Source organism: Rhizobium sp. BK060 (assembly GCF_014193145.1).
In the GTDB taxonomy this organism is placed as follows: Bacteria; Pseudomonadota; Alphaproteobacteria; order Rhizobiales; family Rhizobiaceae; genus Rhizobium.
Map to the genome: position 1 here is coordinate 30,021 of NZ_JACHYW010000031.1, position 14,749 is coordinate 44,769.

At 60.7% G+C, this 14,749-nt stretch carries 15 protein-coding genes and 2 pseudogenes; 5 read left to right on the forward strand and 12 right to left on the reverse strand.

What is annotated here, in order from left to right; translation table 11 throughout:
• Positions 1-34 precede the first annotated feature (34 nt).
• From FHT71_RS26080 to FHT71_RS26110, 7 genes and pseudogenes are all read right to left on the reverse strand, one after another.
• A pseudogene (locus tag FHT71_RS26080) lies at positions 35-1,207 on the reverse strand (GGDEF domain-containing protein).
• Positions 1,208-1,390: 183 nt separating this feature from the next.
• Entirely contained in the window at positions 1,391-2,431 is a 1,041-nt protein-coding gene (pyrC, locus tag FHT71_RS26085) for a dihydroorotase (protein WP_183722708.1), read from the reverse strand.
• An 89-nt stretch (positions 2,432-2,520) separates the two neighbouring features.
• On the reverse strand, positions 2,521-2,868 hold the full coding sequence (locus FHT71_RS26090; protein ID WP_007801970.1) for a DUF805 domain-containing protein: 348 nt from the start codon (positions 2,866-2,868) through the stop codon (positions 2,521-2,523).
• Between the two features lie 112 nt (positions 2,869-2,980).
• On the reverse strand, positions 2,981-3,607 hold the full coding sequence (locus FHT71_RS26095) for a nucleoside triphosphate hydrolase (protein WP_132593353.1): 627 nt from the start codon (positions 3,605-3,607) through the stop codon (positions 2,981-2,983).
• Positions 3,604-4,386: an ATP-binding cassette domain-containing protein gene (locus tag FHT71_RS26100; RefSeq protein WP_132593355.1), complete on the reverse strand. Its 783-nt coding sequence runs from the start codon at positions 4,384-4,386 to the stop codon at positions 3,604-3,606. The genes FHT71_RS26095 and FHT71_RS26100 overlap by 4 nt, the downstream gene beginning before the upstream one ends.
• A gap of 1 nt (position 4,387) precedes the next feature.
• Complete coding sequence (locus FHT71_RS26105) at positions 4,388-5,452, reverse strand: ABC transporter permease (RefSeq protein ID WP_007801975.1); 1,065 nt, start codon at positions 5,450-5,452, stop codon at positions 4,388-4,390.
• Between the two features lie 155 nt (positions 5,453-5,607).
• Complete coding sequence (locus tag FHT71_RS26110) at positions 5,608-6,633, reverse strand: sugar ABC transporter substrate-binding protein (RefSeq protein WP_007801977.1); 1,026 nt, start codon at positions 6,631-6,633, stop codon at positions 5,608-5,610.
• A 234-nt stretch (positions 6,634-6,867) separates the two neighbouring features.
• Here FHT71_RS26110 and FHT71_RS26115 point away from each other — a divergent pair, with 234 nt between their 5' ends.
• Together FHT71_RS26115 and FHT71_RS26120 are read left to right on the forward strand one after the other, a co-directional pair.
• On the forward strand, positions 6,868-8,115 hold the full coding sequence (locus FHT71_RS26115; protein ID WP_183722710.1) for an ROK family transcriptional regulator: 1,248 nt from the start codon (positions 6,868-6,870) through the stop codon (positions 8,113-8,115).
• Positions 8,099-8,581, forward strand: coding sequence for an RbsD/FucU domain-containing protein (locus FHT71_RS26120; RefSeq protein WP_007801982.1), 483 nt, complete (start codon positions 8,099-8,101; stop codon positions 8,579-8,581). Before FHT71_RS26115 ends, FHT71_RS26120 begins: the two co-directional genes overlap by 17 nt.
• Before the next feature lie 3 nt (positions 8,582-8,584).
• Here FHT71_RS26120 and FHT71_RS26125 read toward each other — a convergent pair whose 3' ends face one another.
• The 4 genes from FHT71_RS26125 to FHT71_RS26140 form a co-directional block, all read right to left on the reverse strand.
• A complete protein-coding gene (locus FHT71_RS26125; protein WP_132593357.1) occupies positions 8,585-9,622 on the reverse strand; it encodes a 4-hydroxyproline epimerase in 1,038 nt (345 codons plus the stop codon).
• A 609-nt stretch (positions 9,623-10,231) separates the two neighbouring features.
• Positions 10,232-10,600, reverse strand: coding sequence for a surface protein (locus FHT71_RS26130; RefSeq protein ID WP_183722712.1), 369 nt, complete (start codon positions 10,598-10,600; stop codon positions 10,232-10,234).
• A 198-nt stretch (positions 10,601-10,798) separates the two neighbouring features.
• Complete coding sequence (locus FHT71_RS26135; protein ID WP_132593360.1) at positions 10,799-11,122, reverse strand: hypothetical protein; 324 nt, start codon at positions 11,120-11,122, stop codon at positions 10,799-10,801.
• A 306-nt stretch (positions 11,123-11,428) separates the two neighbouring features.
• Positions 11,429-11,797, reverse strand: a complete 369-nt coding sequence (locus FHT71_RS26140; RefSeq protein ID WP_132593362.1) for an antibiotic biosynthesis monooxygenase family protein — start codon at positions 11,795-11,797, stop codon at positions 11,429-11,431.
• Positions 11,798-11,893: 96 nt separating this feature from the next.
• Here FHT71_RS26140 and FHT71_RS26145 point away from each other — a divergent pair, with 96 nt between their 5' ends.
• On the forward strand, positions 11,894-12,370 hold the full coding sequence (locus tag FHT71_RS26145) for a MarR family winged helix-turn-helix transcriptional regulator (RefSeq protein WP_007801992.1): 477 nt from the start codon (positions 11,894-11,896) through the stop codon (positions 12,368-12,370).
• Positions 12,371-12,487: 117 nt separating this feature from the next.
• Positions 12,488-12,877: pseudogene (locus FHT71_RS26150) on the forward strand (cytochrome b/b6 domain-containing protein).
• 149 nt (positions 12,878-13,026) lie between these two features.
• Here the strand turns inward: FHT71_RS26150 and FHT71_RS26155 are convergent.
• On the reverse strand, positions 13,027-14,013 hold the full coding sequence (locus FHT71_RS26155; protein ID WP_132593364.1) for a GlxA family transcriptional regulator: 987 nt from the start codon (positions 14,011-14,013) through the stop codon (positions 13,027-13,029).
• A 118-nt stretch (positions 14,014-14,131) separates the two neighbouring features.
• Between FHT71_RS26155 and FHT71_RS26160 the strand changes: the two genes are divergently transcribed.
• The gene (locus tag FHT71_RS26160; RefSeq protein WP_007801999.1) at positions 14,132-14,704 is read left to right on the forward strand and encodes a cysteine hydrolase family protein; all 573 of its coding nucleotides are present in this window, start codon (positions 14,132-14,134) and stop codon (positions 14,702-14,704) included.
• Positions 14,705-14,749 lie beyond the last annotated feature (45 nt).

Genomic DNA, 14,749 nt, shown 5'->3' on the forward strand with positions numbered 1-14,749 from the left:
CCGACGGCGACAATAGGCGAGCTGAGTTTTTCGCTCAAGAGCCGGTGCGAGCCGCACCCGCCGGCACAGAATGGAGATGGCTTGCGAGCTCGATTCGGTTCCGGCCCGCGCTTGGCGGCGTAGAGCGCCTTGTCTGCGGCATTCAGCATCGCGTCAAAATCCATCGGCGTGGAGCGCCCCGGCGCGACACCGACACTGACCGTGCATGTGAGTGTTTCGTCGTCGAGGTAGATCTCGCGGCCGGCAAAAGCTTTGCGGATGCGTTCGGCCACCATTTCGGCGCGGCCAGGCATGATCTCTTTCACAACCAGCGCAAACTCCTCGCCGCCGAGGCGCGCGGCGGTATCACCGATTCTGCAATTCGCCGCGAGCTCAGCTGCGAAAACCTTCAGTACACGGTCGCCTCCGGCGTGCCCAAAGGTATCGTTAATGGACTTGAAGCGATCGAGATCGAAGATCAGCACTGCGGTTGCCGATCCCATCAGACCCTGCCCGTAGCGATCGAAAAGCGCACGGCGATTCACGAGCCCGGTCAGCGGATCCGTCATGGCATCCAGACGGTGCCGCGCGGCGAGCCGCCACTGGTGAAGTGCCAGCGACAGGGCACCGATGCCGGTCATGCTGGCGATGCAGATCGCAAGGCTCAGATCCTCGGCCCAATTGCTCGGCGCAACGCCCAGCACCATCTTTCCATCGGCGATCAGGACGGCCGCGCACAGAACGAAGGAAATCGCCGTCAGGCAATAGAGGACGGTAATTCCGGTCAGAGGCGCCGGCGCCTCTTGCCGCGCCCGCCAATACTGATAGGCGGTAGCGAAGAGCATGGCAGCGATCGCCGCATTTTCGGCGATAAATGCGAGCCCGTCATAACCGATCAACAGTGGAGGAATGGAAACGAGCATCGCCACCAGGGCGCAGGCGACGGTGGCTCGCAGCGCCAGTCCGCTAGTGCGAAACTGGCAACCGGCGCCCCAGACAGTTGCAAAGCCGGCATGGAAAAGTACGAACGAGACAACGGCAAACACCACCGCCGGATCATCGACATACATGCCGTAAGCAATGATGCCGCTGACGATGAGAACGAGGCCCAAAGTGCAGGTTAAAAGAAAAGTCTCGGAGCGGTGCACAAACCAACTGCCCAGCGACGTAAGGGCAAGACACGTGGTCGAGACAGCAAGCGCCAAAGGGAATGGTAATCAAGCGTCATGCTTTAGAAATCGCGATGGCCGGCGCGCCCCATTCGTGCAAAGCCTACGGGTCTGCTATGACGAATGTCTTACTTATTTCGTTAAAAATTCATGCATTTAGATCAGCGATGCCGCAGGCATAGCATATCCCTGCAGCCCTCAAAGAAGAGCGGCAGTAAACATTCCGTGATGACAAAAGATCTTTAGCGCTCAACGTCCCAATGGAGCGGGAACATTGGATCGAAAACGGTAACTACGCCTGCACCGGTTTCGACCTTGCTCGGAAAACTGACGGGGCTATCACGCTTGACCAGCGTTATTCTTTCTTCGTTGACCGGCAGGCCATACCAGGCGGGTCCGTTCAACGACGCGAATGCTTCGAGCTTGTCGAGCGCGGCTTCCTGTTCGAAGACATGCGCAAGGCAACTCATCGTGTTGATCGAAGTATAAATGCCGGCGCAGCCGCAGGCACATTCCTTCAAGGGATCGACGTGCGGGGCTGAATCCGTGCCTAGAAAGAAGCGCTGATCGCCGCTCGTTGCGGCGGCGCGAAGGGCAAGGCGGTGGTTCTCGCGCTTGGCGACCGGCAGGCAATAGTAATGCGGGCGAATGCCGCCGACCAGGATGGCATTGCGGTTGATGATCAGATGGTGCGTCGTGATCGAGCCTGCGAGATTGCCGCTTGCAGACTTGATGTAGTCGACGCCGTCCTTGGTGGTCACGTGCTCCATCGTGACCTTGAGTTCGGGCAGGCGTTTGCGGAGCGGATCGAGCACGGTTGCGATGAACACCGCTTCACGATCGAAGATGTCGACGTCAGGTGTCGTCACCTCGCCATGAACGCAAAGCGGCAGGCCGATCCTGGCCATGCGTTCCAGCACCGGCATCGCCTTCTCGATATCGCGCACCCCGCCATGCGAATTGGTCGTGGCGCCGGCGGGGTAAAGCTTGACGGCGGTAATCAGCCCGCTCGCCTTGCCGGCCTCAACGTCATCGGGATTGGTGTGCTCCGTCAGGTAAAGCGTCATCAGCGGCTGGAACTTGTCGCCCTTCGGCAGCGCCGCCATGATGCGACCGCGATAGGCTTCGGCGTCCGTTGTGGTCACCACCGGCGGCACCAGGTTCGGCATGATGATTGCGCGAGCGAAGTTGCGGCTCGTATCACCGATCACCCCTTCCAACATGGCGCCGTCACGCAGATGCAGGTGCCAATCATCGGGACGACGGATGGTGATCGATTGCATGCGCTGAAACTCCGCGGGCTGGCCTATAAGGTTCAGCCCTGCGCATTATCACCCCAACGCGCTGCATGGCAAACATTTTACCGACCGTTTCAGGCGGGCGCGCCGTATTCATTGAAGCCCGGCGTGCCACGGCTGACATACCAGACGAGAAGAACGATCCAGCCCACCAGCGGAATGACGCCGACCAGAATCCACCAGCCGGAGCGGCCGATATCATGGAGGCGCCGAACCGCGACGCCGAGGCCGGGAAGCAACACGGCAAGACCGTACAGGGCGCCAAGTATTTCGTAACCGAAGAGGACCTTGTCGAGAAAGGCCAGGATCAGTGAGGCGATGACGTTGAAGAGCGCAAACCACCAAAATTCGGGGCGGCCGGCGCGGCCGCTGAAGACGGCGTATTTCGAAAAAACTGTCGAGACTGCTTCCGTGAAACCCATTTGCTCTCCCTCCAGGCATTCCGCTGATAACGCGGAAGTTGCATGAGGATAAACCTGCAACGATTCCATCACGCGCTGCAAGTCCAGTACTTCAGCGGGAACAGCGGACAGATCAGGCCATGTCGAGCGTCACATCCGCCCTGCGGCGGTTGCCGAGGATCAGCCGGCCATTAGGCAGATCATTGCCGCAGACCTTGGCGCTCGCTTCCTCCTCTGTCAGCCCGTAGCCGCGCCAGCGCGCCCACAGCCGCTCCTCGAGCACCTCGATCGGCGGCGCCAGCATGACAGAGTAGTCGAAGATGCCTTCGAGTTCGGCCCATTTGCCTTGGCTGAACAGCAGGTAGTTGCCCTCGACGATGATGAAGCGATGCTCCGGCGAAACGACACGCGCCGAGGCGATGGCTATCTCGCGGGACCGGTCGAAGACCGGGATCAGGACTTCCTGGTCGGCAGGGCGTACAGCCCGGATGATATCCAGGAAGCCTCGAACGTCGAAGGTTTCCGGGATACCCTTGCGCGCCAGAAGACCGCGTTCGACGAGGATGGCATTGTCCATATGGAAGCCATCCATCGGCAGGACCTCGGCCGTTTCGCCCCTGGCTTTCAGGGCATCGGCAAGATTGTCTGCCATGGTGGACTTGCCAGCGCCGGGGGGACCTGCAATGGCGATCAGGAAGCGTTTGATATCTCCGGCGCGGTCGATGACCTCGCCGGCGATTTCGTCGATCGTGACGCTCATGCGGCGACCGGCTCCGTCGGCACGGCTTTGGCGCCGGTCATGAAAGCAACGGCGTCGGACATCGTGTATTCCTTCGGATTGATGACCGTCAGACGGCGGCCAAGCCGATGAATATGAATGCGGTCGGCGACCTCGAAAACATGTGGCATGTTGTGCGAGATCAGCACGATCGGCAAACCGCGCGAGCGTACGTCGAGGATCAGTTCCAACACCTTGCGGCTTTCTTTGACGCCGAGGGCGGCCGTCGGCTCGTCCATGATAACGACCTTCGATCCGAAGGCGGCGGCGCGCGCCACGGCCACACCCTGGCGCTGCCCGCCCGAGAGCGTTTCGACCGCCTGGTTGATGTTCTGGATGGTCATCAGGCCAAGCTCGGAGAGCTTGGCGCGCGCCCGCTTCTCCATCGCCGGGCGATCGAGCATACGGAACCAGCTGCCGAGCAAGCCAGGTTTCCTGATCTCGCGACCCAGGAACATGTTGTCGGCAATCGATAGTGCCGGCGAAAGCGCGAGATTCTGGTAGACGGTCTCGATGCCCGCCTCTCGCGCCTCCATGGGGGACTTGAAGTGGACCGGCTTGCCCTCCAGCGTAATCTCGCCCTCATCGGGAGCGATCGCGCCAGATATGGCCTTGATGAGCGACGATTTGCCAGCACCGTTGTCGCCGATCACAGCGAGAATCTCGCCGGGATAAAGGTCGAAATCGGCATGATCGAGTGCGGTGACGCGTCCGTAGCGTTTGACGAGCCCGCGAGCCGAAAGAAGGGGTTCGTTTGCCATGTTACACCGACACCTTTCTGATCCACTGGTCGATTGCGACTGCGGCGATGATGAGCACGCCGGTGAGCAACACCTTCCACTGCGGATCGGCGCCGAGCATGTTGAGGCCCATCGAGACCACGCCAACGATCATCGCGCCGAACAGGGTGCCTAGGATCGAGCCGCGACCGCCGAAGAGCGAGATGCCGCCGATCACGGTCGCCGTGATGGCCTGCAGGTTATAATCCGTCACCGCGGACGAGGGAGAGATCGAGCCATTACGGCCGATCGAGACCCAGGCTGCGAAGGCGGCAATGATGCCGGAGACGGTATAGACCGTCAGCAGCACACTCTTGGCCTGGATGCCGGAGAGCTTGGCCGCTTCAGGGTCGTCGCCGACGGCATAAACGTGGCGGCCCCAGGCCGTGTGATTGAGGATATACCAGAGCACAAGAACGAGCAGCACCATGGCGATGACGCCGAGAGTAAGCACGGCGGTGCCCAATCTGAAGCTGATCGCAAAGAAATGTAGCAGCGGCGCCTGCGCATCGACATCGGTGTCGCGGATCGTTTCGTTGGCGGAATAGATGAAGTTCGTCGCCATGACGATGTTCCAGGTGCCGAGCGTTACGATGAACGGCGGCAGCTTCACATAGGCGACGAGGAACCCGTTCAGCAAGCCACAGAGACCGCCGACAAGCATCCCGGCCAGCACAGCGATCGGTGTCGGAATGCCGTAAGTAATGGCGCAGTTGCCCATGATGACAGCCGAAATGACCATGATGACGCCGATCGAAAGATCGATGCCGGCAGTCAGGATGACCAGCGTCTGTGCAGCACCGAGAATGCCGACGATGGCGATCTGCTGCAAGATGAGCGTCAACGTGTAGGACGAGAAGAACCGTCCGCCGAGCGCGAAGCCAAAGATGATGATCGCCAGCACCAGCACGATCAGCGGCACGGCGGCCGGGGTCGAATGCAGGAAGTGCTGCGCACGTTTCACAAATGGTACGCTTTGGTGTTCGAACGACGCGACGTTCTTGTCGCTGCCGTCAAGCACCCGTTCGAATTCCTGTGCTCCGGTCATTGTTCCTCCTCCGCTTTCGCGCCAAACCGCGCGCGGAAAGCCCCTGCCCCTTATCACGCCGGTCTTCGTTCGCCGGTTTCTCAGGCAGCAGCTATGGTCAGTCGAAACCGGCCGAGGATCAAGCCCCGGCCGGCGCTAGATTCATATCGCGAGACTTAGCCCCAGCACTTGTCGGTGCCGACCTTCGTGTCGATTGACTCGAGGCCAGAGACCGGCTTGTCGGTGACAAGCGAAACGCCGGTATCGAAGAACGACTTGCCTTCGGTTGGCTTCGGCTTTTCACCGCTGTCGGCGAACTTCTTGATCGCCTCGATGCCGAGCGAAGCCATCAGCAGCGGATACTGCTGGGAGGTGGCGCCGATGACGCCTTCCTTGACCGACTGGACGCCTGGGCAACCGCCGTCAACCGAGACGATCAGGACGTTCTTTTCCATGCCGACAGCCTTGAGGGCCTGGTAGGCGCCAACTGCGGCTGGCTCGTTGATCGTGTGAATGACGTTGATGCTCGGATCCTTCTGCAGAAGGTTTTCCATCGCCTTGCGGCCGCCTTCTTCGTTGCCGTTCGTCACGTCGTGGCCGACGATGCGCGCATCGTCTTCGTCGCCGATCTTATTCGGGTCCTTGGTGTCGATGCCGAAGCCCATCATGAAGCCCTGGTCACGCAGAACGTCGACAGTCGGCTGCGATGGCGTCAGGTCGAGGAAGCCGACCTTGGCATCCTTTGCCTTGTCGCCGAGCGTTTCCTTGGCCCACTGGCCGATCAGCTTGCCGGCGAGCAGGTTGTCAGTTGCGAAGGTTGCGTCGGCTGCGTCAGCCGGATCGAGCGGGGTGTCGAGGGCAATCACCAGGAGGCCGGCATCGCGGGCCTTCTTGACCGAGGGGACGATGCCCTTCGTGTCGGACGCCGTGATCAGAATACCCTTCGCGCCGTCGGCAATGCAGCTTTCGATCGCGGCAACCTGGCTTTCGCTGTCACCATCAATCTTGCCGGCGTAGGACTTAAGCGTCACGCCCAGTTCCTTAGCCTTGGCCGTCGCGCCTTCCTTCATCTTGACGAAGAACGGGTTGGTGTCGGTCTTGGTAATGAGGCAGGCGGAAACATCCGCGGCCATGGCCGGCGCCGAGAAGGCGACACCGAGGGCGAGCGCACCAAGCGCGGCGGAAAGCACTGATTTCTTCATTGAGTCCTCCCTGAGATTAGCCGACCCGCCCCCTGGCGGTGCCGGAATTGACGGGCACGAGAACCGCTGCAGTCTCGCCGACGGCCTCCTCCAAGCCGTTCCGTGCCGTTTGACGATGGCAATTAAGAGCGAAAGGAATTGCCTTGTCAATAAATAAATCCAATTGAATTATTAATTCTATATGGCATGCTCGATGAAAATAGGGCATAGGCCAACAGACGGGAGGAGTGGCCAATGTCGTCTTTGGACGGTCCGGTACATACGTCGGCTCAACCGCCTATTTTGAGTCCGGCAGGCGGCGCGAACCAAATCAGGGTGCGCGCCTATAACGAGCGGCTTGTGCTGTCGCTGGTGCGCCTTTACGGCTCCCAGTCGAAGGCCGATATCGCGCGGCGAACCGGGCTTTCGGCGCAAACAGTCTCCGTCATCATGCGAGCATTGGAGAAGGAAGGGCTGCTCTCCCGCGGAGAGCCGGTGCGTGGCCGGGTTGGCCAGCCGTCTATCCCGATGCGCCTCAATGCCGATGCCGTCTACTCGTTCGGCGTCAAGATGGGCCGACGCAGCGCGGACCTAGTGTTGATGGATTTCGTGGGCAAGATCCGCCTGCAGCTTCACCAGACCTATGCCTATCCGCTGCCTGACGTCTTTCTGAATTTCATCACTTCAGGGATCCGCGAACTCGAAAGCCGGCTCGACGAGAAGCAACGCGGCCGCATTGCCGGCATCGGTATCGCGGCACCGTTCGAGCTTTGGAACTGGGAAGAGGAAGTCGGTTCACCCAAGGGCGCGATGGATGTATGGCGCGACTTCGATCTCCACACCGAGATTGCCGCCCGCGTGCCCTACCCGGTCTACCTGCAGAACGATGCGACAAGTGCCTGCGGCGCAGAACTCGTATTCGGCATCGGGCCGTCCTACCCCGACTTCGTTTATTTTTTCATCGGCTCCTTCATCGGCGGCGGCATTGTCCTCAATTCCGCGATCTTTTCGGGGCGCACGGGTACGGCTGGCGCCATCGGCCCACTCCCGGTGCGCGGCAAGAACGGCGAAACGCTGCAGCTGCTTGAAGTTGCCTCAATCTTCGTTCTCGAGAACATGCTGCGGGAGCGCGGCATCGACCCGCAGCCACTCTGGTATTCAGCCGACGACTGGATCGACTTCGGCGAGCCCCTGGAAACGTGGATCCAGGACACCGCCCGAGCACTCGCGCAGGCGATCGTCGCGGCAGCCTCGATCATCGACTTCAGCGCGGCCGTGATCGACGGCGGCTTTCCCGGATGGGTGCGAGAACGGATCGTGCAGGCGACCATCCACGAAGCAGCGATGCTCGATCTCCAGGGCGTCGTCATGCCCGACATCATCGAAGGCGCAATCGGAGCCCATGCGCGCGCCATCGGCGGCGCCAGCCTACCGATCTTCGCGCGCTATCTCACGGACCAGAACGTTTTATTCAAGGAGGTCGAAAATGCTGAAGGGACTTAACCCACTTTTGAGCCCGGAATTGCTTTCGACGCTGCGTGCCATGGGGCATGGCGACGAAATCGCTATCGTCGACGGCAATTACCCCGGCGTCGAACATGCACGGCGGCTGATCCGTCTTGATGGCCACGGCATCGTGGCCGTGCTCGACGCCGTTCTCAGCGTCCTGCCGATCGACGACTTTGTTACAGAGGCGATCTTCCGGTCGACCGTCAAGGCCGAGCGCGACAGGCTCGACCCGGTTCACGAGGAGATGATCGACTGCTGCGCCCGCCACGAGCCGCACCGACAGGTCGTGCCGCTCGTCGGGGCAGACTTCTACAATCGAGTACGGACCGCTCACGCCGTGATCCAGACCAGCGAACCGCGGCTTTACGCCAACATCATCCTGCGCAAGGGTGTCATCTATCCGGAGCGAGCGGGCGACCACGCCGTTGAAAAGGCAGAGGTCGACCCCTTCACCTATTGAGCGTCAGATCTCGCCGGCCAATGGCCCCCAGACATCCGTCAAGGCAAAACCGCCCGGATGCGGATCGAAGGGATCGAGTGCGACCTGCGAAAGGCCGAAGGTGAAACCGCGGCCCGCGATGGTCGGAATGATCGCGGGGCGACCGGCAACTTCGGTTTCCGCCAGCAATCCGACTTCGAACTCCGAACCGATGATCGAGCGCGACTTGAAGACATCGCCGACCTTTGCCTTGCCGCGCGCATGCCATGCCGCGAGATTGGCGGAACTGCCCGTGCCGCAGGGCGAGCGATCGGCCCGGCCCGGCCACATCGTGGTGCAGGTGCGAACGGTGCCGTCCGCCTCGAGGTCGCGGAACATGACGTAGGCAACGCCGGAGATTGCCGGGATTTCCGGATGGACAACCTCGATGCCACGGTTGATCAGTTCCTTCAGGACCATGCCGGCCTGAACCAGGGCGGCAGCATTGCCCTTCTCGATTGTCAGATTGATCTGCCCGACGTCGACCAGCGCGTAGAAAACACCGCCGTAGCATAGGTCGACCTTGACCTTGCCCCAGTGCGGCGTGTCGATGGCCACGTCGAGCTCGTGCACGAAGGACGGGACCATGGTGAGCTTCACCTTCTCGCATCGCCCGTCGCGGCAGGTCGCGGTCGCCTTGACGAGGCCGGCGGCCGTCTCCAGCGTGACAATGGTTTCCGGCTCCTTCATCTCGACGACGCCGGTTTCCAATAGCGCGGTTGTGACACAGATCGAGTTCGAGCCGGAGCTCGCATGCGCCTGGTCCGGCTGCAGGATGATGAAGGCCGCATCGGCATCCGGATGCTTCGGCGGCAGCAGCAGATTGACAGAGCCGATCGGCGCGCCGCGCGGTTCGAGGCAGAGGAAGCGGCGCAGTTCCTGACCCTTCGGATCGGTGTTCAGCCAGTTCAGCTGCTCGGCGACGGTATTGCCGGGAATCTTTGGCACGCCGCCGATCGCGACCTTGCCGATCTCGCCCTCGGCGTGAACATCCAGAAGCTGGATCGTGCGCTTCCATCTCATCAGTCAACTCCTCTCAAGCCTGTCGCGTGATGCTGGCGCAAATCAACACGAACGGCCTGATATATCAGATCACTGGCGATTGCCTACGGGATTTTTTCGCTCGGTAAAAGACTTCCCGACGCTGCCATGGCTCGCGGCAGTGTAGCGCAGTCCCGAGCAGATGGGCCAGCACAAGCGCCTGAACATGTGTGAGGGGGGCTGAAATAGAAAAGAGCCCGGTGCGGGAGGAGGTGCACCGGGCTCTTGATCCTGACTGACAACTGGGAGGAGGAGTGTTGCCAGTCCGATGAAGGAGCGCTGGGAGGAGGAGTGCGCTGCCTTCGAGATAAGAGATAGCCCATTGTTTCGATCAGGAATAGGGAGATTACCGCAATGCAGCAATGCGCCTCGCGCATATCTCGCCTATTATTGAAGCCTCTTTTTGCGGCATTTTTGATCAGTTAGTCAATTTCTTAGGCGAAGCAGGCCAATCTGCGCAGGGGCGGCTCACATACTACCAGACGGTGGCCGGACCGCGGCGCACCCACCGCAAAATATCGCCAAAAGTTGGAGGAAATCGATGATCGGAAAGGCGAGAGATCGTCCCGCCTTTCCCCTGGCCCAACGCGATCAATAGCCGTTGTCACAGGGCATGCCGCCATCGCCATTGGTGCCGCCGAACGTGTTCTGGCAGTAGGTTTGCCGTTGCATCGGCCGCACGGGCCGATTGCCGATCGAACCCGTTGTGCCGCCCTCGACGCCAAAGGCTGCCAGCGGATACCAATAGCCATCCGGACCGCGGCGAGTGCCCGGGCGCTCGGTGCGTGTGCCACGATAGCCGTTCAAGTGGCCTGCCCGCTGACTGTACTGCACCATTTGAATGTTCGAGGCGCTTGGGAGCGGGACCTGCTGCACAGGCGCCGCCTGAACGGGAGTGATTGATGCGAGCGTGAGCAGAGCCCCTGCTGACAGGGCGGGAACGAAGATGGAGATTTTCATGATAAATCCTCCTTCTGGATTTATCCGAGAAAAATGCGTTCCTTCGTAGCAAAGTTCCGCGATCACACGCAGCCTCCAGCAGTCGTGATCGGCAGCGACTGGGCGTGATCCGCAGGCGCTGATCTCAAGAACTGCTTGCTCCGTTCGGAGATGGTATCAAGCGATGCAGAGTCCGGCGGCAGCAATTCACTCTAGAACTTATCTGTCGGCGATCCGATATCCCTGGCTCGACAGGCACGTGACATACTGCCGGTGTGCGGCAGCGGTCGCGTTCGCTTCTTCCTGGGCCGGATCGATTGGATAGCCACCCATGCCGGCGCGCAGTTCGTATTGCTTCTTCGCCTCGCGATACATGAAATTGCCGTCGCCGACGCAGATGTGATGGGCGACAGCCGGCAGATTGAGAGGCGGGTCAAAGGGTGCTGCGACGGGCACGAGCGTCGGCGCATTGGCGTCAACGCAGCCGGCAAGCGTCACTACGGCCGCGCAAAACGCAAACGCTCGCACCATACTCCTCCGCATATTCCCTCCGGCCATGCGCCATGAATCGCTGCACACGCGCAGCGCCGACCGCATCATGGCTTCGCAACATTGCGCCAAGCTAGCGGGCCGGCTATGCCGATATCGGCGGCATGGTGCTTTCACAACGGAGAGGCAACACTGAGGTGACCTCAACGAAGGTTCCGATCGATCGAGCGGCCGCTAATGACCTTCTGCGAGCTGCCATCTCCTGACGCCGGCAGACATCGCTGCCTCCGTGACCGCAAGGATTTTGAACAGAAGCGTCGTGCGCCTTCTCACTTCGTTGTCGTGTCTCTTTCTCGCCGGTCAGGCCGTGCAGATGCTGGCAACGCCGACCTTTTGGAACAGCTGCGGTCTTGCAATTGCGGACGATGGATAGCTCGTCAGCTTCGCCCGGAACTCAGGATGTGTGAAAGCTGCGCGAAATGCTTCATTCGATTCCCACACCGCATAGTTCAGGTAGGCTGGGCTTTCGCCTATGGCGCGATGGAGTTGGGTCGAGATAAAGCCCGGCTGGCGCTTCATGAACTCGGCGTCGTCCTTCCAGACTTCGAGAAAGCGCTCTTCATCGGCCGCATCGAGTGTGAAGAGGTTGATGAGTACGACCGGCGCGGCTTCGATGGCCAGTTGGCGTTCGATAGGTAGTCTCTCGTCCATGGGCTTCATGCGGGACATTTCGAGCTCCTTCCAGATTGTAAGCATGATGTCAATTCGATACAATGAAGACATATTAACTTGACATAATAATGTCAATATAGATGGATGTTGCCAATGAGCGAAACGACCCGAAACCGGAAGGGCGATGCCTTGACCGACCTGATCCTCAGCCTGTTCAGAGCGAACAACCTGACCCTGTTGTGGGGAGACAGGCTAGTTGGGTCCTACGGGCTGACCAGTGCTCGGTGGCAGATTCTCGGAGCGATCGTGCACGCCGACCGGCCGCAGCCGGTGGCGTGGCTCGCCCGTGACCTCGGAGCTAATCGGCAGAATGTTCAGCGCATCGTAAATGATCTGCACCAGGAAGGGATCGTGGTGTTCGAGCCCAACCCGCACCACCGGAGGGCGCATCTCGTGGTGCTTACGGCGAAGGGACGCCGCGCCTACGAGTCCGCGATCAACGCGTACAACCCGAGGGTCGACGCGTTGGCTGAGGGCTTTTCACTTGAAGATATCAGGATAGCGCACCGCGTGATGGCGACGCTGCGAGCAAGACTCGAAGGAGAAATGGATGCTGAGAAGCACAACTAGCCGCTACGGCGCGATCCCCGTCACGATCCACCGGCTGGTCGCCATCCTCGCTATACTCGCGCTCGGTTCCAGGTTTCAGGCGGGCAGCGCGCTTGCCCCGGACACGAAAGCCTGCGCATGCACATCCCCGCAGCGATCATAGCCCTGCTGCTCACCACGTTCCGCATCGTCTGGTGGTGGTTCTTCGATAAGAAGCCCGAGCCGGTGCAGGGATCGCTCCTGTGGCAGGAACGGCTGGCGCGCGGCGTTCACATTGCCTTCTACATTGTCATCCTCGGCATGATCGCAAGCGGTATCGGTATGATTGTGTTGAATGGTGCGGGACCCTTCATCTTCGGTGGAGCGGGCGCTGAACTGCCGAACGTCCTTTAATATCCTCCGCGTATCCCGCACGGCCTCGGAGCCAACCTTCTGGTCGCACTGCTACTCGCCCATGTCGGTGCAGCGCTCTACCACCATTACATCCGCAGCGACGGGTTGCTCTGGCGCATGTGGTACGGGCGTTGATCATCGCAGCAGCATCGAAACAAACGGGGTGTTTTGCCACGAGCCAAAAGAGACTCGCGAAGAGCGCCGCCCGCTCCATGCCGAGTCCTTTCACTGAAAACAGGCTTCGGTCCCACCTCTCACACACTTGCGCGGCATAATGCCGGACCTCATGCCCGCCCGGTCAATCCGAAGCGCTTGCGGTAGTCTCCCGGCGATAGCCCGGTGATTTTCTGGAACACTTTTCGGAACGCACCCGAATCCTCGTAACCGGCCGCAACGGCGGTCTGCTCGACGGTGCAATTCGAGAATTCGAGCATCTCGCGCGCCTTGCCGACCCGCAGATGCTGGCAATATTCGGTCGGCCGCAGGCCGGTCGCCTTGTGGAACCGACGAAGGAAGGTGCGCTCTTCCAGGCGGGCACGCTGCGCCATCGCCGCAAGTGTCACGCCGCGCGCGCCGCTCGCGTGCAGCCAGTGCTGCACCTTTAGGATCTGCCCGTCGCCATGGTTCAGGCGTGGCGAGAAACTGCTGTAGCAGCGCTGCTCCCTGCCCGGCGGATCGACGAGGAGGTGGCGCGCGGTATCGAGCATGATGGTCGATCCCAGCAATCTTTCGACGAGGTTGAGACCGAGATCGGTCCAGGCCATCATGCCACCCGCGGTAATCATGTCGCCCTCGTCGACGATGAGTTTGTCGGTGTCCACCCGCACCTCGGGAAATCGCTGCGCCAGCAAGTCCGCATAGACCCAGTGGGTCGTCGCCATGCGGTGTGCCAGAAGGCCCGTTTCTGCAAGAAGGAAGGCGCCGACGCAAACGGAGCTCAGCGTCGTTCCCTCGGCATGCCGCTCACGAAGCCATCGCGCCAGCGGACCGGCTTCCTCCGAGGTCATCGGCTCGCTGAAGCTTGGAGGCAGGACGAGGACGGTGGGCGACCCAGTAGTGCCGGGCACCGTATCGAAAACGCGCTCGATTGTCGCTGCGGTTTCTGTCCCGCGCCAATGGCTTACACGCAGGGCGGGGCCTCCCGACGGTTGCCGGGCCGCTGCGAACCGATTGGCTAGGTAAAAGAGATCGGTCAGGCCGTAGACGGCTGCGAGCTGGACGTTCGGATAAAGCAGGATACCGATCTCGGCCGGCGCGTCGGTCTGGCTCATTTGTCAGTTTTGGCCTCGATAATGTCAATTACGCCAATCCACACAATGCGGCTTCAGACGTAACTTGTCCATCAACGAACGGGGATCGTCCCCGGAAGGAATGAAAGGATACAAGGACATGAACAAGCGAGCCCTCATCGTCGTCGACATTCAGAACGATTACTTTCCAAACGGCAAGTGGCCGTTGAACGGTGCTGACGCAGCCGCCGACAATGCCGCACGGATGATCGCGGCAGCCCGCGATGCAGGCGATCTTGTCGTCCATATCAGACATGAGTCGGCCGGCGAGAATGCAGCCTTTTTCCTTGCCGGCTCGGAGGGTGCGCAGATTCACCCGAAAGTGCTGGACCGGCCCGGCGAAACCGTCATCGTCAAGAACCACGTCAACTCGTTCCGTGAAACTGATCTGAAGGCGACACTCGACCGCAATGGCATCGACGAGGTCACCGTCGTCGGCAGTATGAGTCATATGTGCATCGATGCCATCACGCGAGCCGCCAGCGATTTCGGGTACCGGGTAACGGTCATCCACGATGCCTGCGCAACGCGCGACCTCGAATTCAACGGCACGTCGGTCCCCGCCGCGCAGGCGCATGCGGCCTTCATGGCGGCATTCGCCTTCGCCTACGCCTCCGTGCTCTCGACGGACGAGGCACTGGCCGTACGCAGCGAACTGAGAGCCTCCGCCTAGCACGGAGATATCGGGCGCGTGTCAACCGCGCGGAGCACCGGAGAG